Source organism: Mongoliitalea lutea, assembly GCF_014652135.1.
In the GTDB taxonomy this organism is placed as follows: Bacteria; Bacteroidota; Bacteroidia; order Cytophagales; family Cyclobacteriaceae; genus Mongoliitalea; species Mongoliitalea lutea.
Genome location: NZ_BMYF01000010.1, coordinates 151,785 through 172,764, shown reverse-complemented (window position 1 = coordinate 172,764; position 20,980 = coordinate 151,785). Strand labels below are relative to the sequence as shown.

At 39.8% G+C, this 20,980-nt stretch carries 15 protein-coding genes and 1 other RNA gene; 5 read left to right on the top strand and 11 right to left on the bottom strand.

The genetic code is table 11. The features are described from left to right. Positions 1-450 precede the first annotated feature (450 nt). Genes IE080_RS09940 through IE080_RS09930 form a run of 3 tightly spaced genes read right to left on the bottom strand, consistent with a single transcriptional unit; the run spans position 451 to position 3,428 of the window. Positions 451-684, bottom strand: a complete 234-nt coding sequence (locus IE080_RS09940) for a (2Fe-2S) ferredoxin domain-containing protein (protein WP_189581503.1) — start codon at positions 682-684, stop codon at positions 451-453. An 11-nt stretch (positions 685-695) separates the two neighbouring features. Beyond that, the gene (locus IE080_RS09935) at positions 696-3,086 is read right to left on the bottom strand and encodes an endonuclease MutS2 (protein ID WP_189581521.1); all 2,391 of its coding nucleotides are present in this window, start codon (positions 3,084-3,086) and stop codon (positions 696-698) included. A 6-nt stretch (positions 3,087-3,092) separates the two neighbouring features. After that, positions 3,093-3,428 carry a DUF4296 domain-containing protein gene (locus IE080_RS09930; protein WP_189581500.1) on the bottom strand — a complete coding sequence of 112 codons (336 nt, stop codon included), beginning with the start codon at positions 3,426-3,428 and terminating at the stop codon, positions 3,093-3,095. A gap of 150 nt (positions 3,429-3,578) precedes the next feature. Between IE080_RS09930 and ssrA the strand changes: the two genes are divergently transcribed. After that, positions 3,579-3,981: a transfer-messenger RNA gene (gene ssrA, locus IE080_RS09925) on the top strand. Between the two features lie 57 nt (positions 3,982-4,038). Here ssrA and IE080_RS09920 read toward each other — a convergent pair. Beyond that, positions 4,039-5,763, bottom strand: a complete 1,725-nt coding sequence (locus tag IE080_RS09920; protein ID WP_189581497.1) for an alpha/beta hydrolase-fold protein — start codon at positions 5,761-5,763, stop codon at positions 4,039-4,041. 224 nt (positions 5,764-5,987) lie between these two features. Here IE080_RS09920 and IE080_RS09915 point away from each other — a divergent pair, with 224 nt between their 5' ends. Next, complete coding sequence (locus IE080_RS09915) at positions 5,988-6,380, top strand: DUF302 domain-containing protein (RefSeq protein ID WP_189581494.1); 393 nt, start codon at positions 5,988-5,990, stop codon at positions 6,378-6,380. A 701-nt stretch (positions 6,381-7,081) separates the two neighbouring features. On the opposite strand, the gene IE080_RS09910 is transcribed toward IE080_RS09915, so the two are convergent. Next, complete coding sequence (locus tag IE080_RS09910; protein WP_189581491.1) at positions 7,082-8,281, bottom strand: acetate/propionate family kinase; 1,200 nt, start codon at positions 8,279-8,281, stop codon at positions 7,082-7,084. A 5-nt stretch (positions 8,282-8,286) separates the two neighbouring features. Continuing rightward, positions 8,287-10,383 carry a phosphate acetyltransferase gene (pta, locus tag IE080_RS09905; protein ID WP_189581488.1) on the bottom strand — a complete coding sequence of 699 codons (2,097 nt, stop codon included), beginning with the start codon at positions 10,381-10,383 and terminating at the stop codon, positions 8,287-8,289. A gap of 351 nt (positions 10,384-10,734) precedes the next feature. Here pta and IE080_RS09900 point away from each other — a divergent pair, with 351 nt between their 5' ends. Then, positions 10,735-11,829 (top strand): glycoside hydrolase family 43 protein, encoded by a 1,095-nt coding sequence (locus IE080_RS09900; RefSeq protein WP_189581484.1) that lies wholly within the window; start codon positions 10,735-10,737, stop codon positions 11,827-11,829. Positions 11,830-12,030: 201 nt separating this feature from the next. Here the strand turns inward: IE080_RS09900 and xylA are convergent, their stop codons facing one another. Genes xylA through uxuA form a run of 4 tightly spaced genes read right to left on the bottom strand, consistent with a single transcriptional unit; the run spans position 12,031 to position 17,758 of the window. Then, complete coding sequence (xylA, locus tag IE080_RS09895) at positions 12,031-13,344, bottom strand: xylose isomerase (protein ID WP_189581481.1); 1,314 nt, start codon at positions 13,342-13,344, stop codon at positions 12,031-12,033. A 37-nt stretch (positions 13,345-13,381) separates the two neighbouring features. Continuing rightward, entirely contained in the window at positions 13,382-14,875 is a 1,494-nt protein-coding gene (locus tag IE080_RS09890) for a xylulokinase (RefSeq protein WP_189581478.1), read from the bottom strand. Positions 14,876-14,885: 10 nt separating this feature from the next. Then, complete coding sequence (locus IE080_RS09885) at positions 14,886-16,529, bottom strand: sodium/sugar symporter (protein WP_189581474.1); 1,644 nt, start codon at positions 16,527-16,529, stop codon at positions 14,886-14,888. A gap of 44 nt (positions 16,530-16,573) precedes the next feature. Beyond that, on the bottom strand, positions 16,574-17,758 hold the full coding sequence (gene uxuA / locus IE080_RS09880) for a mannonate dehydratase (protein WP_189581471.1): 1,185 nt from the start codon (positions 17,756-17,758) through the stop codon (positions 16,574-16,576). A 506-nt stretch (positions 17,759-18,264) separates the two neighbouring features. Between uxuA and IE080_RS09875 the strand changes: the two genes are divergently transcribed. Both IE080_RS09875 and IE080_RS09870 read left to right on the top strand, forming a co-directional pair. After that, positions 18,265-19,293, top strand: coding sequence for a LacI family DNA-binding transcriptional regulator (locus IE080_RS09875; protein WP_189581468.1), 1,029 nt, complete (start codon positions 18,265-18,267; stop codon positions 19,291-19,293). Between the two features lie 73 nt (positions 19,294-19,366). Then, on the top strand, positions 19,367-20,032 hold the full coding sequence (locus IE080_RS09870) for a heme exporter protein CcmB (RefSeq protein WP_189581465.1): 666 nt from the start codon (positions 19,367-19,369) through the stop codon (positions 20,030-20,032). Positions 20,033-20,036: 4 nt separating this feature from the next. Here the strand turns inward: IE080_RS09870 and IE080_RS09865 are convergent, their stop codons facing one another. Beyond that, entirely contained in the window at positions 20,037-20,909 is an 873-nt protein-coding gene (locus IE080_RS09865) for a geranylgeranylglycerol-phosphate geranylgeranyltransferase (RefSeq protein WP_189581462.1), read from the bottom strand. Positions 20,910-20,980: the final 71 nt, after the last annotated feature.

The window sequence follows — 20,980 nt, the reverse complement described above, 5'->3', positions numbered from 1 at the left end:
GAGGAATTTAGAATGAGATGAAAACCTACTTTGCGGGCATAGCGCTCAACCGTGGCGCTCGTGGCGAGAAAAAAAATATCGAATGATGAACGTCCAACTCCGAATCCCCATCACCCGAGCCATGCGAGGAAATTAAATGATCAGGCCTGCAATTTTTCTAAACTATCCCCCAAGTTTCTCCCAACACCTTAATCTGTGCAAATCTGTGACATCTGTGGACTTTTTATTTAAGATTTTAGAGGGTAGATTTTAGATTTGTACGTGCAGAAAGGAGCCTTCGTGTAATTCGTGCCATTCGTGGACTTTTTTATTTAAGATTTTAGAGGGTAGAGTTTAGATTTGGGCTTGATCAAGCATTTTTGCGCCTTTGCGCCTTTTGCGTGAAACCTTTGCGTGAAACCTCTGCGTGAAAGCCAATGCGCCTTCATACCATTCGTGGACTCTTTTCACTCAAAGCTTTTCCTTCAACAGCTCCACACTGCCTCTCTTGAGCACCTCGTTATTGAGGACAATCACAGGAGCGGACTTGCAAAAATCCATACATTTGGTTTTAATAATCTTAAACTTCCCTTTGTAGTCTTCTGATCGGATTAACTCTTTAATGTCTTTTTGGAGCTTCTTACAGCCTCCCTTTTTACAATCGGAACCATTGCAAACAAAAATAAATCTTCGATAAGTAGCCATTGAGAATGGGGTTAGACTTTTAAGGTTACTAAAGTGACCCCGGCCCCTCCTCTATCTGCATGTTCGTCCTCTAGTCTACCCACATACGGCATTGTCCGGAGTAAGTTTCGGGTAATTTCTCTCAAGATACCATCCCCTTTCCCATGAACAATCCGCAAATCTTTTACTCCTAACATGTAGCCATCATCCACAAAATTTTGAACCAAAGGCAGTACTTCTTCTCCCCTTTTTCCTCGTAAATCCAGGTTAGGAGAAAATTCCATCATCTTGGTATTCGTATCAAAACCTGTTCTTTTGGCAAAGGATTTTTTCTCCTTTTTCATCTCAGCATTAGAGATTCTCTCAAGGCGGTTGATTTTGACAGTGGACTTTAATTCACCAATCAGAATATCTACCTCCTTCTTTTTAAGAGCCAACACCTCAGCAACCGCACCATTATCTTTTAAACGCACAAAATCACCCACAGCAATTTCCCCTCCGATGACTTTAATTTGCTTTTCTACTACAGGAACTTCTGCCACAGGTTTTACCTCTTGCTTCAGGACTTCCAATTCTTTTCGGATCGTTTTTACAGCTTCTTTCTCCGCCTGGGTTTCTTTAATTGTACGGATGGACTGCTCAATCTTTTGATTTACCTGATCCAATAAGGCTTTAGCTTCCGCTTTGGCCTGTTGGATGTATTGCTTTTTATTGGTGTCAATTGTTTCTTTCAATTGATTGTATTCCTTCATCCGCTGTTCCAATAAGCGTTCCCGCTTTTGGTTGTCGTGGACCAATTGCTCCAATTTGGTTTTTTCGTTTTCCAACTTGGTCAACATGCGGTCGTATTTCACACGGGTTTCTCCTATATGCTCTTTGGCATATGCGATGATATCTTTGGAAATACCAATCTTTGAAGCAATCTCCAAAGCAAACGAACTACCTGGTTTTCCGATTTCCAATTGATACAAGGGTTCCAGCTTATCTACATCGTAGCGCATTGCCCCATTGACTAGGCCTTGGTTTTTGGAAGCCACCTCTTTGAGGTTGCCATAGTGTGTAGTAATGACCCCATAAGCCCCTGACTTATTTAAGGCCAACAAGATGCCCTCCGCTATTGCTCCACCAAAAATAGGCTCCGTACCTGTACCAAATTCATCAATAAACACGATGGTTTTTTTGGTAGCCATTTGGGTGAAGTACTTCATGCTCATCAAATGAGAACTATAGGTACTCAGGTCATTTTCAATATTTTGCTCATCCCCAATATCTATGAAAAAATTATCAAAAATACACATGGTAGAATGCTCGTCCATGGGGACTAATAAACCACATTGAAGCATATACTGCACCATGGCCACCGTTTTCAATGTAACCGATTTCCCCCCGGCATTTGGCCCGGAGATCACCAGCAATCTCCTATTATGATCCAACTCCAACCTCAAAGGGACAATTTTTTTCCCTTGCTGCTTCAAGGCAAATTCCAATAGTGGGTGACGTGCATTGAACCAATCCAGTATTTTGGCTTTTTCGATGGTGGGTTTACATGAGCCTGTTTTGACGGCAAATTTAGCTTTGGCCCGAATAAAGTCTATCAGGCCCAAAAAAGTCAAGCCTTTACGCAAATCAGGAATCGTTGGACGGAGCTGATCGGTCAGTTTGGTGAGGATTTTTTGGATTTCCCTACGCTCCATATACTCTAGATCCTTCAATTCATTATTGATATCCAGCACTTCAGCGGGCTCCAAATAGACTGTTTGGCCTGTGGCAGATTCATCGTGAATAAAACCACTGATTTTTCGCTTGTATTCTGCCAAAACAGGGATTACCATTCTCCCTCCTCTGATAGTGATGGAGGAATCCTCCGGGGTCAATCCCTTGGATCTAGCATCTCGAAAGATTCTTTCCAATACTTTTCGAAGCCTATTTTCCTCATACAAAATCTGCGAGCGAATCATGGAAAGTTCCTTCGAAGCATTGCTACGGATTTTTCCCTTTTCATCAATTACGCGCTCGATCGCTTTGAGCAGGTCTGAGTTCATATGCACCAAACCCAAAAGCTCAAACAGTTGCGGATATTGCTCAGATCGATCTAAAATAAATGAAACACAAGAAAATAATGTTTGTAGGGAGAGTTTCAGTTCATGGAATTCTTCTTCATACAAAAAAGTCCCTTCGATTTTAGCCTTATCCAAAAATGGGTGGATATTGGTAAAGTTTGAAGCTGGAAAAAAATCTCCCGACTCTAAGATTTGCTTAAATTCAGCCGTTTGTTCCAATAATCGGGTAAGCAGTTTGGGGTCCTTGGTAAAGGACATCTTATCTACAAACTCAATTCCAAGTGGTCCTGCACACTCTTCTTTGAGCAATTCCCGGATTTTGGTAAAATTTATTTTTTCCTCCAGATTTTTGGGGTAAATCATCATCAGTTATTGGTCTCCTACTTTTTCTTTGATGCTTAATGAGTCGATGATACGTGCGTAGATTTTATCCATATGCTTGGCATCCCGCATGTAAAACTCCAGACTGCTTTTAAAAACTGAATCCTCCACCTGATGTTTAGCAAAAACCTCTTTTTCTAATAGGGGGTACAGCATGCGTGAGGAATCGTAGTGAATCGGGAAAGTAGTAACATAGCCCTCTGCCAAATGTATATCAATCAATACATTGATCAATTGATCTTCGGAGAGTAGGCCGGCAGGAGGAGAATTTCTCCCACAACTGCAGAAGAAAACAAAAACTAGAATAACAAATAGGTGTTTCACGCTGTAAAATTAACCGAAAATGCGGGTTGATGGAATTTTTAATGGGATAAGTTGACAGGGAACCTTCATAGCAAAGGAAGATTTATGTCAAATAGGAACTTATTTCTAGAAGGGAACGGTTTTTGAGCTATATTTGCCATCCCAAAACATGGGGCTGACCGGTTTTGACAGTAGGTGTAAGGACTGGGCTCGCATGCAGGCTGGAGTATGTACGGCCTTGAATCATTCATACGAACATAATTGGCGAAACTCGTTACGCCATGGCTGCCTAATCTAACCCTCAGGGGATAGATACTGCTTAAAGGGTTGAGTCTCGATAGAGATTCCCCAGCCACATCCCGCCTTCTGTTGTTTTGTCCAGGAGGATTTGGGGTGTCGATCAGACAGAGCTGCTTTCCGTGAGGCTACTAAGCGGAATTAAGACTAGTGGCTAAGCTGTTGTCCGGTGTGTCACCCAGCAAACAACAGTCGAAAACCCAATAGGTGACTAAGCATGTAGACGGTACGGTGTTTCCCTATCTGGACGCGAGTTCGAATCTCGCCAGCTCCACTTTAAACAATCCCACTCTCCCAAAACTCATAGGGTTTTATCCAAGAGTGGGATTTTTTATTAGTATCTCCAACTGCTTAAATCTGCCCCTTGAGGAGCATCTCTTTTTATAATTTCAAGGATTTTTGGCAAATAGAAAGTATTGTATCGCAACCTTGAAATGTAAATGGGGTTATCATGGTCTCCATTCCAACAATGTTCTGCACGGTCACCGTAATCGACTTCACCTGCATAGTATGGATTGGTAGTGCTCTCCAAAAACTCTTCCACCAAGTACACAGCATTGTTAAGATAATAGTTGTCCATGTCGCCGCAATAAATATGAATTTTGCCCTTGAGTTTTTCACCCAAGCCTTTTTCCCAATCTCTTCTCAAAATATGGCCTAGATCATAATTTTCCTTCCAAAAAGCGGCAACTTCTGGATTAATCTCACCAGTAACCTTATCCCAAAGCCTGGCAGGATAACCATCAGGTCCAACAGGAGAATAGGTCGCTTCCCAGATATCCCATTGCTGACCGCTTCTTCCTTTGGTACCCAAAACCAATTCCCTGTGATTCATTTCCTCCAAGGTAGCACTGACATGCCCTAAGTAATCCCTTTTACCGGGACGCGGAGTTTTCTTCCATGGACTATCCAGAAAATAAGCGTTTTTATCTTTGTAGATATCTACCACGGTGTAGGCTTGAAAATCGATTGGATCAGGACAAGCTGCAAAACAGGCACCGTACTCATCAGGATACTTGATCATTACGGCTAAAGACTCCCAGCCGCCAGTGGATCCACCATAAAGGAATCGGCTCCACCCCTCTCCTATTCCTCGAAACATTTCCTCAATGTATGGGATCAACTCATAGGTTATCGCATCCCCATAAGGACCTTGGTTAGCAGAGTTGACAGCATAGCTATCATCATAATAAGGTGTGGGATGCTGGATTTCAATTACCAAGTATCGTGGGAAATTAGGACTAACCCACTGTTTGTATTGATCATAGGCTTCTTGCTGCTGAAGAATATTGTATCCACTAATCCCAAAGCGGGCAGCATAATCCGGCTCTAAATCTGGATCTGGCGGTGTCTCTCTCCAACCTCCAAAGGTATATGGGAAATGCCCATGAAAAATCATCAAAGGATAGCGTGCTTCTGGATGTTCATCAAATCCATGCGGCAAAAGTACATTTGCCCCTAAATAGACATCACTCCCCCACCAGTCACTCAGCATCTCACTTTTCATTTTCACATGCTTGATGTATTTGGTATCCTCTGGAGCCGGTATTGGAGGTATTTCCTGGTCTAAAACAATCGCTACTTTCCCTGACTTTTCAAGATCCACAGTTATAGGCAGGTTATAAAAGTTACCTGGTTTGCGATTCCATTGCTGACCTTCTCCTTTGTCAGGTGGTAATTTAAGGATTCTACCATCTTTTAAGTTGAAGGTTTCATAGCGATTAAGCAATGCCTGCACTTGATAAGTCCCCTTCGGAATATCTTTCAAACTTCTTATCGGGTAACCAAATGCATCAGAATCTATTACCATTGGTTTACCCGGCTCCCAATCTTCCACATCTATCCCAAAAGCAAGTTGTGACTCTGGTCCATCAGAAATCTGAAACCGAGGTTCTGAACCTTCTTTTGTAGACAGCATCAAGATCAATCTACCGTCTTGAGCTTGCTCAATCAAAGATTCCGCAATGGTAATTTCAAATACAGGTCCTTCGCCTTCCTTGGATTGACAGGAACATAAAATAAGAACTGATAAAATAATCGAATTAAGTGCTTGCTTCATAGCGTCTATATTGGGTGATTACGTTTATGGACTATTTCTATTTTTTACTTTATGCAAACTATTAATAATCAAACAGAACCATAAGTTGAGCAAAAAGAATGATAAGTAAAAACCAAAGTCATATTTATTATCTATCTTTAGAGTTGGCTCCCTTGGTATCGTAAGTCACAAAACTGGGAGAATAAAACTCCTATTTTAGTGGTTGTTAAACTAAGCTCTTTTCTATGAAATACTTTATTTCCAAAACCATCCCAACCAACGATTTTGAAACAACTAAAACAAAAGTGGAAGCTGCACTGACATCAGAAGGCTTTGGAGTGCTTACCGAAATCGATATTCAGGCAACCATGAAAAAGAAACTAGACAAGGACTATCGCCCTTTTTTGATACTAGGCGCATGCAATCCTGTCTATGCTGATAAGGTGCTGAGTTTAGATCCTCGTATGAGTGTGATGCTTCCCTGCAATGTAGTCCTCAGATCGATTGATGAGCAAACCATAGAAGTTGCTGCCATTGACCCCTTAGCAGCCATGGGCGGACTCGGAAATTCCGATATTGAGCCACTTGCCGCTGATGTGAAAGAAAAACTAGCCCGGGTGATTGAGAAGATTTTTTAACACAGATAAATAGCAGATCAACACGGATTTCCACAGATTTTTTACTGTAGAAAAATTGGTTTTAACACCCCTCAACCATTATTTGAATTTATTTCCACAATATTTCAACCTTATTTCATCTCTCTACCTCAAAAAATCTCTCCACCCCAAATATCTAAATATCCAGTATCCACCAATATCCTTCCTGTCCACAGATGACTCAAATTCGCACAGATTTTCTGCTGTAGAAAAATTGTTTTCAGCACCTCTCAACCATTATTTCCACCATATTTCAACCTTGTTTCCTCTCTCTATCCCAAAAAATCTCTCCACCCAAAATATCCCAATATCCAGTATCCACCAATATCCTTCCTGTCCACAGATGACTCAGATTCGCACAGATTTTCTGCTGTAGAAAAATTGTTTTCAGCACCCCTCAACAATTATTTCCACTTTATTTCTACCATATTTCAACCTTATTTCCTCTCTCTATCCCAAAAAATCTCTCCAACCCAAATATCCCAATATCCAGTATCCACTAATATCCTTCCGGTCCACAGATGCCTCAGATTTCCACAGATTTTTTGTTGTAGAAAAATTGCTTTTAGCACCCCTGAACCATTATTTCAATTTATTTCCACCATATTTCAACCTTATTTCCTCTTACTACACCAATAAATCTCTCCACCCCAAATATCCCAATATCCAGTATCTACCAATATCTATGTATTCACCAACTCATAAGTTTGCTGCCCAATCTCCAACTCTTCATTGGTAGGAATAACCAATATTTTCACGGGGCTATCGGCTGCTTGCACCTCTCGAATGGCATTGCTACGAAGCTTATTTTTATCACTATCCAATGTAATTCCCAGGTAAGACAAATCCTTACAGGCTGCTTCGCGCATCTCTGCATCATTTTCACCAATGCCTGCCGTAAAAATTAAGGCATCCAGGCCATTTAAGACAGCAACATAACTGCCTATATACTTTTTGATACGGTAAGCATAGATCTCGTATGCTAAGGTTGCGTCGCTATCGCCACTTTCTATAGCTTGCTTGACATCTCGCATATCACTGTAGCCGCATAAGCCTAATAATCCACTTTTTTTATTTAGCAGGTCATTGACTTCTTTGGCTGAATATCCCCGTTCATTGATCAAATGAAAAATAATTGATGGATCAATATCCCCAGCACGTGTACCCATCACCAAACCACCCATAGGGCCCAAGCCCATACTGTGGTCTATAGATTTCCCATCTTTGATCGCCGTAATGCTACTGCCATTACCAAGGTGAACAACGATTAATTTAGATGACTTTTCTTTTAAATACTCCGAAGCTTTTTTGCTTACATATTGATGGCTACTGCCATGAAATCCATAAGCCCGGACACCTTTTTCTTCGTATAATTCCTTAGGTATCGCATAGCGATAGGCCACAGGAGGCATGGATTGGTGAAATGCTGTATCAAAAACAGCTACTTGGGTGGCATTTGGAAAAACTTTCTCCGCCACCTCAATCCCTGTATAGTTTGGCGGATTGTGCAAGGGCGCCAATGCAAATAGCTCCTTGATTTTATCTTTGACCTGTGCATCGATAACGGTGGTGGAAGCAAACTCTTCACCTCCATGGACCACTCGATGACCGATTGCTTTTACTTCATCCAAAGTTTCCAAAACGCCTTTCTCCACATCTACTAAAAGTGAGGTAACTTGTTGCAGTCCCACCTCATGGTCAGGAATCGGCATTTGGATGGAGAATGTTTGTTGCGCTCCATCTTTGAAAACTTTGTGCGAAACACTGCCTGTATCTAAACCAATTCTATCCACCAAACCCGTACAAATTGGATTTTCATTAGGCATATCAAATACTTGATACTTTAAGGAACTGCTTCCCGAGTTAATAACTAATATTTTCATAAAAACTACTCTTGTGCTTGTATGGATGTGATTACTACGGTATTGAAGATATCATCTACCGTGCAGCCTCGACTCAAATCATTCACAGGTTTATTCAACCCCTGAAGCATAGGACCAATGGCCATAGCACCTGTTTCTCGCTGAACAGCCTTATAGGTATTATTACCAGTATTCAAGTCAGGGAAAATTAAAACCGTCGCTTTACCCGCTACCGGTGAGCCTGGCATTTTTTGTTGGCCCGTTTGTGGATCTACTGCGGCATCGTACTGAATGGGCCCTTCCACCAAAATATCGGGTCTTTTTTCTTTTACCAACTCGGTTGCTTTCCTAACTTTTTCCACATCCTCCCCTGTACCCGATGCTCCAGATGAATACGAAAGCATAGCTACTTTCGGTTCGATTCCGAAACTTTTGGCAGTATCTGCGGAAGAAATGGCAATCTCAGCCAACTCTTCTGAATTCGGGTTGATGTTAATCGCGCAATCCCCAAAAACCAATACACGCTCCGGTAAACTCATAAAGAAAATGGAGGATACTAAGGATATTCCAGGCTTGGTTTTGACAAATTGTAAAGCAGGCCGGATTGTATGTGCTGTAGTATGTGCAGCACCTGAGACCATTCCATCAGCATGTCCTTTGTACACCATCATCGTACCGTAATAGGCCACATCGGACATTAAGTCTCTTGCTACACCCAAAGGCATATTCTTCCCTTTTCTCAACTCAAACAGAGTATTGGCATAATCATCAAAGTAAATAGACTCAACGGGGTTGATTAATTGGCAGTTTTCCTCACTCAAATTCAAACCTAAACGGTTGATCGCTGCCTTCATTTCTTTCACCTCACCTAGAATACTGACTTTCACAATATCTTGCTTCACTAACCTGTCAGCAGCCAATAAAATACGATCGTCTTTTCCCTCCGGGAGAACAATATGTTTTTTTGTACTTCTGGCCTTGCTTACCAATTGGTATTGAAACATACGCGGAGTCATGCCTACATGGACAAAATTTGCCATGGCAGTCTCCAAACTTTCTACATCAATATACTTTCTAAATATATTCACTGCTGACTCAATCTTCGCCTGATTGTCAGGCGATATTTTAGAATGAATCCCAGCCACTTTGGTTGCCGCATAAAAAGAAGGTTCTTTGACGGACAGTATGGGCAAATTCACCTCAGAACCTTCAATGAGTTTGATCACCGACTCGGCGAGTTCAAAGCCACCTGTAAGCACAATCCCAGCTATCTTTGGATAGTTTTGAGACAAGCTAGCCTGCAAAGAAGCCAAAACGATATCAGCTCGATCCCCTGGGGCTACTATGAGCACATTTTTCTTGATATGATTCAAGAAATTTGAAATCTGCATGGCTCCAAAAATGAAATGATCAACCCTGTTATGGAGAAATTGCCCCCCAAACAAGACCTCTGCATCCAAGTATTTTTTCACCTCGTTCATGGTAGGGCTTTTGAGCTCTACAATCTGCGGGATTATTGTAATTTTTATAGCAGCCTGAATATGGTTTCCAATTGCCTTGGTTAATTCCTCTACATCTTCTTCTTTTACTTTATTGACTACCAAAGCCAATACATCCACTTTTCTCGAAGTAAAGTTCTGCACGGTCACCGCTGCTGAATTAAGAATCTGAGCAACCGTCTTATTTTCACCCGAAACAACTGCAATCACAGGAGTTCCGAGATTTTTAGCTATGGTGATATTCGCATCAAACTCAAAGGCTGTACCCTCCCCTAAAAAATCACTGCCTTCAATGATGGTGAAGTCATAGTCAGATTCCAGATTTTTATATTTATCGATAATAGTATCTATGATTTCTCCCTGCATACCATTTTCAATGAGCGTATTTGCCTGCTCTCTTGTAAATGCGTAACATTTAGCATAATCTAAGGGGAGTTTGAAATACTCCATTAAAGTTTCTATATGTGCATCCTTTTTCACTTCAGGACTATTATTGATAATAGGTTTGAAGTAACCTATCTTTTGGCCTTTGGCCAACAACATATCTACGAGGCCCAAAGCAATGATTGATTTTCCACTGAAGGGCTGGGCTGTAGCGATAAAAACACTCTTATTATATCTCATGAATTAATCATTTAATAGGTCAAAATTAGGAAGTCATAACTTAGGAATGTTTGATCAAAAACCGTCCAAAACATGACATTTGTCATAGTAAATTCAAAATAGATTTGATAAGAAGCAAGAAATCACTTTAATTTAACCGCTAACGACGAATGAAAAGACAAATTCATAAGAGGAAATTTGATTCTTTTGAGATAAAAAACCCACCTGATCTGATATCTTCCAAACGAATTAGAAATGAACTGCCGATCAGAAATTATGAATCTGACAAATTTTAGTGTAAAAATTACATTTTATAATTTTGAAACCGATTTCATTTCTTCTATTTTTGATAGCAACAAAATTCAATGACCTATGAACCTAAAATATGCTAGAGGGATAGCCTTCCTCTTAACAGCTCCATTGATGGTGTTTTCATGCAATCAAAGCAGTACTACGGAAGACACTGAAACTGCTGCTGACACACAATTTCTAAGTGCTCCATTAATTTCACACATGTACACTGCAGATCCTTCTGCACATGTATTTGATGGTAAAATTTACATTTACCCATCTCATGATGTCATGTCAGAGGTAGAGGAGGATGATTCAGGAGCACACTTTAACATGCGAGATTATCATGTTTTCAGCATGGATGATATCAATTCAGTTCCTGTAGATCATGGAAGAGTATTGGATGTAGATGACATTCCTTGGGCAAAGAGACAACTATGGGCTCCTGATGCAGCACATAAAGATGGAAAATATTACCTCTATTTCCCTGCTAAGGACTATGACAATATCTTCCGTTTGGGAGTCGCTGTAAGTGATAGCCCAACTGGACCATTTACTCCACAGCCTGAACCGATGAAAGGTTCTTACAGCATTGATCCAGCTGTTTTCCAAGATGGTAATGACTATTACATTTATTGGGGTGGAATCTGGGGAGGTCAGTTACAAAAGTGGAGAACAGGAGAGTATCTTTCTACAGGAGATTCTCCATACGATGACGAACCTGCGGATGACGAACCGGCTATTAGTCCTATGGTAGCAAAGTTAAGTGCCGATATGTTAGAGTTTGGAGAAAACCCACGACCTATTTTGATCAAAGATAAAAATGGTGATCCTATCAAGGCTGGAGACCATGAAAGAAGGTTTTTTGAAGCAGCTTGGGTTCATAAATACAATAACACCTACTATTTTTCTTACTCTACGGGGGACACTCATAAAATCGTCTATGCCACAGGAGACTCTCCTTATGGTCCATTTACCTATCAAGGCGTAATTTTAAATCCGGTACAAGGATGGACCAATCATCATTCAATTGTAGAAGTTGATGGCAAGTGGTATATCTTCTATCATGACACGGAGCTTTCAGGTCAAACCTATTTAAGAAATGTGAAAATGACCGAATTAACCCATAATCCTGATGGCACGATTCAAACAATTGACCCCATCCTTTCGAACTAGTACCGATGATTAATTGATTTCAAAAAGTTGCGATTTCACCCAAATCAAAATCGATTACCATCATCCCTGTAAGCTCCTTACAGGGATTTTTTTATCCAATTATCCCTAAGTTAAGAAGTGTAAATCATGTAAGGGGCATAAAAAAAAGCCGCCCCAATTAAATGAGACGGCCTTAAAATAGAAAAAACCAAGATTTTTACATTAAATAAACTGATTTAATATATTCTCATACAACTCCTGCTTACCGCTGGTTTTCTTTGGCTCACCAACTGTTAAAGCATGGGCTCTCAAATCTTCCAAAGTCAATTTACCTTCTTCAAATTCTTTCCCTTTACCAGTATCAAAAGATGCATAACGCTCTTTCCTCATATTTTTATAAGCGGATTTTTGAAGAATCTCATCGGCAATGATTAAAGACCTCGCAAATGCATCCATACTTCCTATATGTGCGTGAAACAGATCATCCATATCTGTGGAGTTACGTCTGATTTTTGCATCAAAGTTAACTCCTCCTCCATCTATTCCTCCACCTTCTAAAATGACAAGCATTGACTCTGTTAATTCCTGTAGATTAATCGCAAACTGATCTGTATCCCAACCATTTTGATAATCTCCTCTATTGGCATCGATACTCCCCAACATTCCTGCATCAACAGCCATTTGTAATTCATGCTGGAACGTATGCCCTGCAAGAGTAGCGTGGTTTACCTCCAAGTTTAATTTAAAATCTTTATCCAATCCATGATGTCTCAAGAAGCCAACAACCGTAGCAGCATCATAATCATATTGATGCTTAGTAGGCTCCATTGGCTTCGGTTCGATCAAGAAATTACCTTTAAATCCTTTGGAGCGGGCATAATCTCTTGCCATCGTAAGGAATTTTGCCAGGTGGTTTATTTCACGATTCATGTCGGTATTCAACAAAGACATGTACCCTTCACGACCACCCCAAAACACATAATTCTCACCACCCAATTTGATAGTAGCATCAATTGAGTTTTTCACTTGAGTACCAGCCCAAGCCACCACATCAAAATCAGGATTGGTGGAAGCACCGTTCATATAACGGGGATTAGAGAAGACATTGGCAGTTCCCCACAATAGTTTTACACCTGTCTCCTGCTGTTTTTGTAAAGCGTAGTCAGTAATGATTCGCATACGCTCCTCATACTCCTCAATGGAAGCCCCCTCATCTACTAAGTCTATATCATGAAAGCAATAGTATGGAGCTCCAATTTTTACAAAAAACTCGAATGCAGCATCCATTTTATCTTTGGCACGTTGCACTGCATCTTCGCTTGAATCCCAAGGATGAGTCATCGTTCCAGGTCCGAATGGATCAGCACCAGTCGCACAGAAAGTATGCCAATAGGCAATGGCAAACTTAAAGTGCTCTTTCATAGTTTTTCCGGCTATAACCCGGTTTTCATCATAAAATTTAAAAGCCAAAGGGTTTTGTGAGTCCCTTCCTTCAAATTTAATTTTTTCGATCGTAGGAAAATAGGTTTTCGACATATGCGTAATAGATTTATTTTATTTTAATTATTCAATTTCAAACTGTTAACTGAGCTAGACGGGATTTCCAGACTTCATATGCCTCAGCATAAGCTTCTATCAAGATCTGTTTTGGCTCAAGAGAAGCAATTTTCTCCAAACTTTCAAATGCCTCATCAGTCGAAGCATACAAGCCGAGTCCGATTCCTGCACCTCTTGCAGCCCCCTGAGAGCCATCTGTATCATAAAGCTCTAAAGACACCTCATTCATATTCACAAAAGCCTCCCGGAACAATGGACTTAAAAACATATTGGCATGTCCTGCTTTTACCGTATTCAGATTAAGCCCCATCCCCTTCATGATATTAAACCCATAAGTCAAGGCTGATACAATCCCTTCCTGTGTTGCTCGCAAAACATGTGCACGCTCATGCTTGAGTAAATTTAGCCCCACCAAACTTGCCCCAACAGGCTTATTTTCCATGATTCTCTCCACACCATTACCAAATGGAATAAAACTCAATCCATCAGAACCAATTGCTGCCTTTGCTGCCAATTCATTAATTTCTGGATAAGAAAGAGAATCTCCTCCAAGTAAGCGTCTTGTCCATGAATTCAGAATACCTGTCCCGTTGACGCACAGAAGAACACCATAGCTAGGATTTTTTTCTTGGTGATTGACGTGAATAAAGGTATTTACCCTAGATTTTGGATCAAATAACGGCTGTGTCGTCACTCCATAGACAGTTCCAGAGGTCCCTGCGGTAGTAGCTAACTCCCCTTCTTTCAATACATTCAATGAAAAAGCATTATTTGGCTGATCTCCTGCCCTATAGCAAATAGGAATTCCTGCCTCGATTCCTAAAAGAGCAGAAGCATCAGCAGAAACTTTTCCTTGATGTGCAAATGATGCAGTATAGTCAGGTACTAATGCCTTATCGATACCATACACATCTAATAACCTTTGAGAGACTTTACCCTCCTGATAATCCCAGAAAATACCTTCTGACAAGCCAGTTTCGGTAGTCAATATCTCTCCAGTCAGCTTCATGGCAATAAAATCCCCAGGAAGCATGAATTTATGGATTTGCTCATAAATGGACGGCTCATTATCCTTGACCCACTTAAGTTTAGATGCTGTAAAGTTCCCTGGAGAATTGAGCAAATGCGGAAGGCAATAGGCAGGCCCCAATTTTTCAAATGCTTGATTGCCAAGCTCCACTGCACGACTATCGCACCAAATAATAGCAGGCCTTAATACCTCTTGATTTTTATCAACCAAAACCAGTCCGTGCATCTGATATGAAATACCAATCGCTTTCAGTTCTCCCTTCTGTATAGTAGCTTGGGAAACCAAGGCTTTGGTACAACCTACCACATATTCCCACCACATGGAAGGATCTTGTTCTGCCCAGTCAGTTTGCGGAGAATGAATAGGCATCTCCACTTTTGGCAAAGTTTCGGAAGCGACCAATTTGCCAGTATCGGCATCCAACAAACTTGCCTTTACCGAAGAACTCCCCAAATCGTATCCTAGAAGTAAATTTCTCATATCGCTATAATTACCAGAATAAAATATAGAGCGCTGTCGTAATTAATATTATGAATAGTGCTCCAATCTTAAAACCTGGACTTGTTGTAAATAAACTCTTGTCAATTTGTATGCTTTTTGGATGATCTTTGCCTTTTCCTTCGATTAAGCTTACAACTACCATTAACGCAACCAACGTAAGGAACACAACTCCCATTCTATCCAAAAAAGGTAAATCAGGCCAATAAACTTTTAACACCACAGAAAGTGGAATACTCAAAGCAGCACCCGTTAGAGCAGCATTTGATGTGGTTTTTTTCCAAAACACACCCAACAAGAAAATCGCAAAAACCCCTGGACTTATAAAACCTGTGTATTCTTGAATAAACTGGAAAGCCTGGTCTAATTGTCCTAAAGCTGGCGCAACGATAGCTGCAATAATAAAGGCTACTGCTGCGGTAACTCTACCAATCAATACTTGCTTAGATTCAGCTGCATTTTTATTAATGTACTTATTGTAGATATCCATGGTGAATATCGTGGATGTACTATTGGCCATGGAGGCTAAGGAGGAAACGATAGCAGCCGTCAATGCCGCAAATGCTAGGCCTTTAAGTCCCGTTGGTAATAATTGAAGTAAGGTTGGATATGCTCTATCTGATTTTATCAGTCCAGAAACAGGATCTTTCATCGACTCAACAAAAGATGCGTCTATTCCATTGTTGACAATTACCAAAGCAGCTATGCCAGGAATAACCACTATCAAAGGCATCAAAAGTTTCAAAAATCCAGCAAAAATCATCCCTTTTTGTGCTTCATCCAAACTCTTTGCTGCTAGCGCACGCTGGGTAATATATTGATTAAATCCCCAATAATTGAGGTTTACAATCCACATACCTCCCACCAAGACACTCAATCCAGGGAGATCCAAATAGGCATCTTTCAATCCACCTTTTCCATCTGAAATCATCATTTCTCCTTTGGAAAGAATCATAGAAAAATGCCCAGGCACTTCTTTTCTTAGTAAACCAAGGCCTTCCCAAGCACTTCCCTCACCAACCATGGTCAAAGCAATGTAGGTGGTTGCTAGACCACCAGCTGCTAAGAAGAAGACTTGGACTACATCTGTCCAAGCGACTGCTTTCAAGCCGCCATAAATAGAGTAAATCATCGCAAAAAGTGCCAACCCAACAATCCCATAAGTCATCGGTACATTCATGATGGTATTCAAACTCAATGCTCCTAAATAGAGCACAGAAGTAAGGTTTACAAAAACATACAATGCCAACCAGAAAATAGCCATGGTCGTACGTACCCTTGCATCATACCTGTCAAAAAGAAACCCGGGCATGGTATAAATCCCCTTTTTCATAAATACAGGTAGAAAGAAAATAGCCACCACTAAAAGTGTAATTGCGGCCATCCATTCATACGTGGATATCGCAAGCCCCAGTGCAAAGCCAGAACCTGACATCCCAATAAATTGTTCTGCAGAAATATTGGATGCGATCAAAGAAGCTCCAACAGCCCACCATGGCAATGCTTTGGATGCTAAGAAATAATCTTTGGAATCCTTGACATGACCTTTTTTCTCCCTCGAGACAAAAAGACCCATGCCCACTATCAGACAACAATATCCGATAAAAACAATAAGATCAATAGGTTCTAATAACATGTATGTGTTTGGTTTAATAGGTTTATTTCTAGGTTTGGATTATACTATTCATCAGACAGCACAGAAAACATTCTGGCTATCCCTAACTCTAAGCCGCGTAATTCTGCAAGGCCTTTTAATCTACCAATAGCAGAGTATCCAGGATTGGTTGTTTTTTGAAGATCATCAAGCATTTGATGTCCGTGGTCTGGCCGAAATGGGATAGGTTTTTCTCTTAAATTATTTAATTGTACCAACTCTTTCATCACTTCAAACATATCTACATCTCCATCCAAATGATCTGATTCAAAGAAGTTTCCAAATTGATCTCTCTTAACGTTTCTTAAATGCACAAAATGAATTCGATCCCCAAAAGACTGAACCATTTTGGGAATATCATTGAATGGACCTGCCCCTAATGAGCCTGTACAGAAACAGAGTCCATTAAATTTTTTGGGTTGATTGGAGAAAATCCATTCTAAATCTTCGCTACATGATGCGATTCTGGGAAGACCTAAAATAGGGTACGGTGGATCATCGGGATGAAGAGTCATTTGAATACCAAAAGACTCACATGTATCAGCAATAGCATCTAAAAAAAGCTTTAAATTTTGTCTTAATCCATCCTTACCAATGGATGTGTATATTTCTAGACTCGATCTCAATTCAGGAATACTGATCGCAGCCTCTGTTGGAACCCCCATACAAATGATTTCCTCCAATGCTTTGAGCTTTTCTACTGTATAATCATTGAATCTACTTTGGAGCATTGATAAGACAGCCTTTGAATAACTCTTTTCGGCTCCTTCCCTCTTCAAAACAAAACAGTCAAAATATGCCAAATCTGTCCAATCAAAGTATAAAGCTTTGGATCCAGTAGTTAAGGTAAACGAAAGATCGGTTCGGGTCCAATCTAATACTGGCATAAAATTATAACACACAGTCGTCAAGCCTGCCTTAGCCAAGTTTTTTAAACTTTCAATATAATTTGATAGGTAAAAAGTTGCGTTGACATCATTCGTCTTGATAGATTCATGTACCGGTAAAGACTCTACAACTTCCCAGCTTAACCCAAACTTAGCAATCTCTTGCTTTCTTTGAATGATATCTTCATATTTCCAGACTTCTCCATGGGGAATATGATGTAATGCAGAAACTATACCCGTTACACCTGCTTGTTTGATCTCACTAAGGCTTACAGGATCATTGGGACCAAACCACCTCCAAGACTGAATTAGGTTATTTTTCATTACTCACATTTTTGGGTTTATCTTACCGTAAGTTAACCTTGTTTCTAAAACGACACTCTGATTTCATATCTCTGATCGCGAAAGAAAACAACTACTTATTTTCACAATTTTATAGTTGAAAATTGAAAAATTGAGGAACTTATAAATCATGCATGTAGCCGATAATCAAACACCTGATCTCTCATTTTCGACCTAAACTTGGAGATTTTTTTAGAAAAATGCAACCGATTTCATTTTATTTCAAAATATTGATCATTTTTTATTGGCGAAGACCAAGTTTGGATTAAAAAAAATGACAAATGAACTCGTCTAAATTTACAATATTTTTATAAAAATTAGTGTATTTGACTTCGCGCAAGGATAAATTACAAGAAATCGATTTCATCTTTAAAAGTTTGATGAGAGAAAAAAAACAAATACATTTGATTAGGTCTTTAAATTTTTTTGAAAAAAAAACCTTAATTAGTACCTAATACGATATCTACGTTTTCTCATCAGTTTTAATTATGGATAAAGAAGTTACAATCTATGATATAGCTAAAAATATTGGTGTCTCACCTACCACCGTAAGTAGGGCTCTAAATAACCATCCAGCAGTTAAAGAAAAAACTAAAAAGAAAATTTTTCAAGCTGCTGCGGAAATGGGTTATCAATCAAATGTTTTTGCCGCCAATCTCAGAAGCAAAAAAACTAATAATATTGGAGTTATTGTACCAAGTCTTAACAGCAGTTTCCAAGCTTCTGTATTAGCAGGTATGGAAAAAGTAGCTAATGAGGCCGGATACAATCTTGTCATTACACAATCACTTGAATCAAGCGAAAAAGAAATTGCCAATACTAGATCTATGTTTAAAAGTAGAGTGGATGGACTGATTGTATCCTTAGCAAGTGAAGCCGAGCAACTAGAGCATTTTGAGCCCTTTCATAAAAAAGGGATTCCAGTACTCTTCTATGATAGAATCGCCAATAGCAGAGATAGTGTAGGAGTAACTATTGATAATATCCAATCTGCGCAATTAGCAACTAACCACTTAATTGATCAAGGTTGTAAGAAAATAGTACATGTATTGGGAAGCACTAAAATAAGTGTCTATGCGGAAAGATTAAAAGGATTTAAATACGCCTTGATTGATAAAGGAATAGAATTTAATGAAGATCAAATCATTGTTCTTAATGAAATTAATGAGAATGCAGCGGAATTTGTTATTGATAAAGTACTTCAAATGAACCCATTACCTGATGGGCTTTTTGTCTCAAACGATGCTTGTGCAGCAAGCTGCATGAACCAGCTTATACAAAAGGGGATACGTGTGCCTGAGGACATCGCCATTGTAGGGTTCAATAATGAGGTGATTTCAAGACTTGTGCAGCCAAAAATTACAACTATCAACTATCCTGGTTTTGAAATGGGTGAAGTTGCCATGAAAAATTTAATCAATTATTTAGACGAATCAGAAACTACGCTTCTTCAGAACACAAACAAAATTACCCTCCGGTCAGATTTAATTATTAGAGAATCTTCCATTAGACGGTAATAAAAATAATTGCTCAATTTAATTACAGCTATGGATAAATGCAACAAATTAATTTAAGACCTATCTTTGCCCCATGTTGCAACAGATCCAAACGCTTATCATCAAAGAATTCACACTTGAGTGGAGACAGAAATATGCCCTTAATGGTATTTTGCTTTACGTAGTGTCGGCTGTCTTTATTGTATATCTGAGTGTTGGGGCAAAGCAAGGAAATATCGGCGTACCCACTTGGAATGCACTTTACTGGATCATTATACTTTTTTCCGCAGTGAATGCTGTTGCCAAGAGTTTCATACAGGAACATCAAGGCCGGCAATTATACTATTACATGATTGCCTCACCTGAAGCCATCATTATTTCAAAAATGCTGTATAATACCCTGCTAACATTGGTTTTGGCCTTGCTAGGGTACTTGGTTTTCAGTGTCATATTAGGAAATCCAGTTGAAGATCAAGGCTTATTTGTACTCAACCTATTCTTGGGGTCTATAGGCTTTTCTGCATGTTTGACCATGGTTTCGGGCATTGCTTCCAAGGCAAGTAATAACGCAACCTTGATGGCTATTTTGAGTTTCCCCGTGATTATCCCCATTCTCTTAATGGCCATCAGGGTATCCAAAAATGCAATCGACGGTTTGGATTTTTCTGTGAGCGTAGACAAATTGATCACGCTTGCCGCCATCAATGCCATCATTGCAGCAGCTGCTTATATTTTGTTCCCTTATTTGTGGAGAAGTTGACAGTTTAGATGAGTCCCATGCTCAGTATCCCCGCCAACATCAAAAGCTTGGATAGCAAACTCAGTTGTGTAAAATGAGCTTTGCGATCGGCCTGGTAGATTTTGTACATAAACAAAAAGAACAAGAAACTCAGCCCTCCAAAGTAGTAGAAGAGTGATAACTTGTTGATTTTAAAAGTTACCACCAAAATGGCAATCACAAACACAAAGGCAATCAAAAATATAATATACTTGGTGTTGCGGAAGCCAAAGACTATTGGCAGGGTCTGACATCCGTGTTTTCTATCCCCATGTCGGTCTTCTATATCCTTAAGGATCTCTCTGATCAAATTTAGGAAAAAAGCAAAAATAGCATAAGTAAGCACTAACAATTCTGCATTTTGATAATAATAACCAATGATCCAAATCGATGCTCCCGTCAATAGAGCTACTGTCAGATTGCCTACAAATGGCAAACGTTTTAATGCATTGCTATACCACCAAAGTAAAAAAGCTGCAAAGAAATTAATTACCGCTACCCGAGGACTCACGAGATAACCAATTCCAATCCCAGAAAAATTGAGTATGGTATGCAAAAAAATCACTACCCTGCGCTTCATGCCTTTGCCAATGATCACCTCTGCAGGTTTATTGACATAATCAATCTTCACATCGTAATAATCATTGATCATATATCCAGCAGCGGCAATGATAACTGTGGATAAAATGATCAAATACAAATTGATATCCTGCAACACAGGCACTCCCTGACGGGTGGTCTCCACCAAAAAATGCGCAGTCATCAGCTGTGCAAATACCACAATCAGCAAATTGGAAGGTCTACTAATTTTCAGCAGGCCTTTAATCGTAAATGTGGGAGTGGCTGTCATGGAATTCATCGTACAAAATTAAACAAAAAACCTTGCCTAATAAGCGAATTTAACGGGCTGAAAAATTTAATGTTGGCAGC

Coding starts and splice junctions, on each gene's coding strand:
- IE080_RS09890 (WP_189581478.1), bottom strand. CDS start 14,875: ATGAGAAATTTACTTCTAGGATACGATTTGGGGAGTTCTTCGGTAAAG.
- IE080_RS09875 (WP_189581468.1), top strand. CDS start 18,265: ATGGATAAAGAAGTTACAATCTATGATATAGCTAAAAATATTGGTGTC.
- IE080_RS09920 (WP_189581497.1), bottom strand. CDS start 5,763: ATGAAGCAAGCACTTAATTCGATTATTTTATCAGTTCTTATTTTATGT.
- IE080_RS09915 (WP_189581494.1), top strand. CDS start 5,988: ATGAAATACTTTATTTCCAAAACCATCCCAACCAACGATTTTGAAACA.
- IE080_RS09940 (WP_189581503.1), bottom strand. CDS start 684: ATGGCTACTTATCGAAGATTTATTTTTGTTTGCAATGGTTCCGATTGT.
- xylA (WP_189581481.1), bottom strand. CDS start 13,344: ATGTCGAAAACCTATTTTCCTACGATCGAAAAAATTAAATTTGAAGGA.
- IE080_RS09910 (WP_189581491.1), bottom strand. CDS start 8,281: ATGAAAATATTAGTTATTAACTCGGGAAGCAGTTCCTTAAAGTATCAA.
- uxuA (WP_189581471.1), bottom strand. CDS start 17,758: ATGAAAAATAACCTAATTCAGTCTTGGAGGTGGTTTGGTCCCAATGAT.
- IE080_RS09900 (WP_189581484.1), top strand. CDS start 10,735: ATGAACCTAAAATATGCTAGAGGGATAGCCTTCCTCTTAACAGCTCCA.
- IE080_RS09935 (WP_189581521.1), bottom strand. CDS start 3,086: ATGATTTACCCCAAAAATCTGGAGGAAAAAATAAATTTTACCAAAATC.
- IE080_RS09870 (WP_189581465.1), top strand. CDS start 19,367: ATGTTGCAACAGATCCAAACGCTTATCATCAAAGAATTCACACTTGAG.
- IE080_RS09865 (WP_189581462.1), bottom strand. CDS start 20,909: ATGAATTCCATGACAGCCACTCCCACATTTACGATTAAAGGCCTGCTG.
- pta (WP_189581488.1), bottom strand. CDS start 10,383: ATGAGATATAATAAGAGTGTTTTTATCGCTACAGCCCAGCCCTTCAGT.
- IE080_RS09885 (WP_189581474.1), bottom strand. CDS start 16,529: ATGTTATTAGAACCTATTGATCTTATTGTTTTTATCGGATATTGTTGT.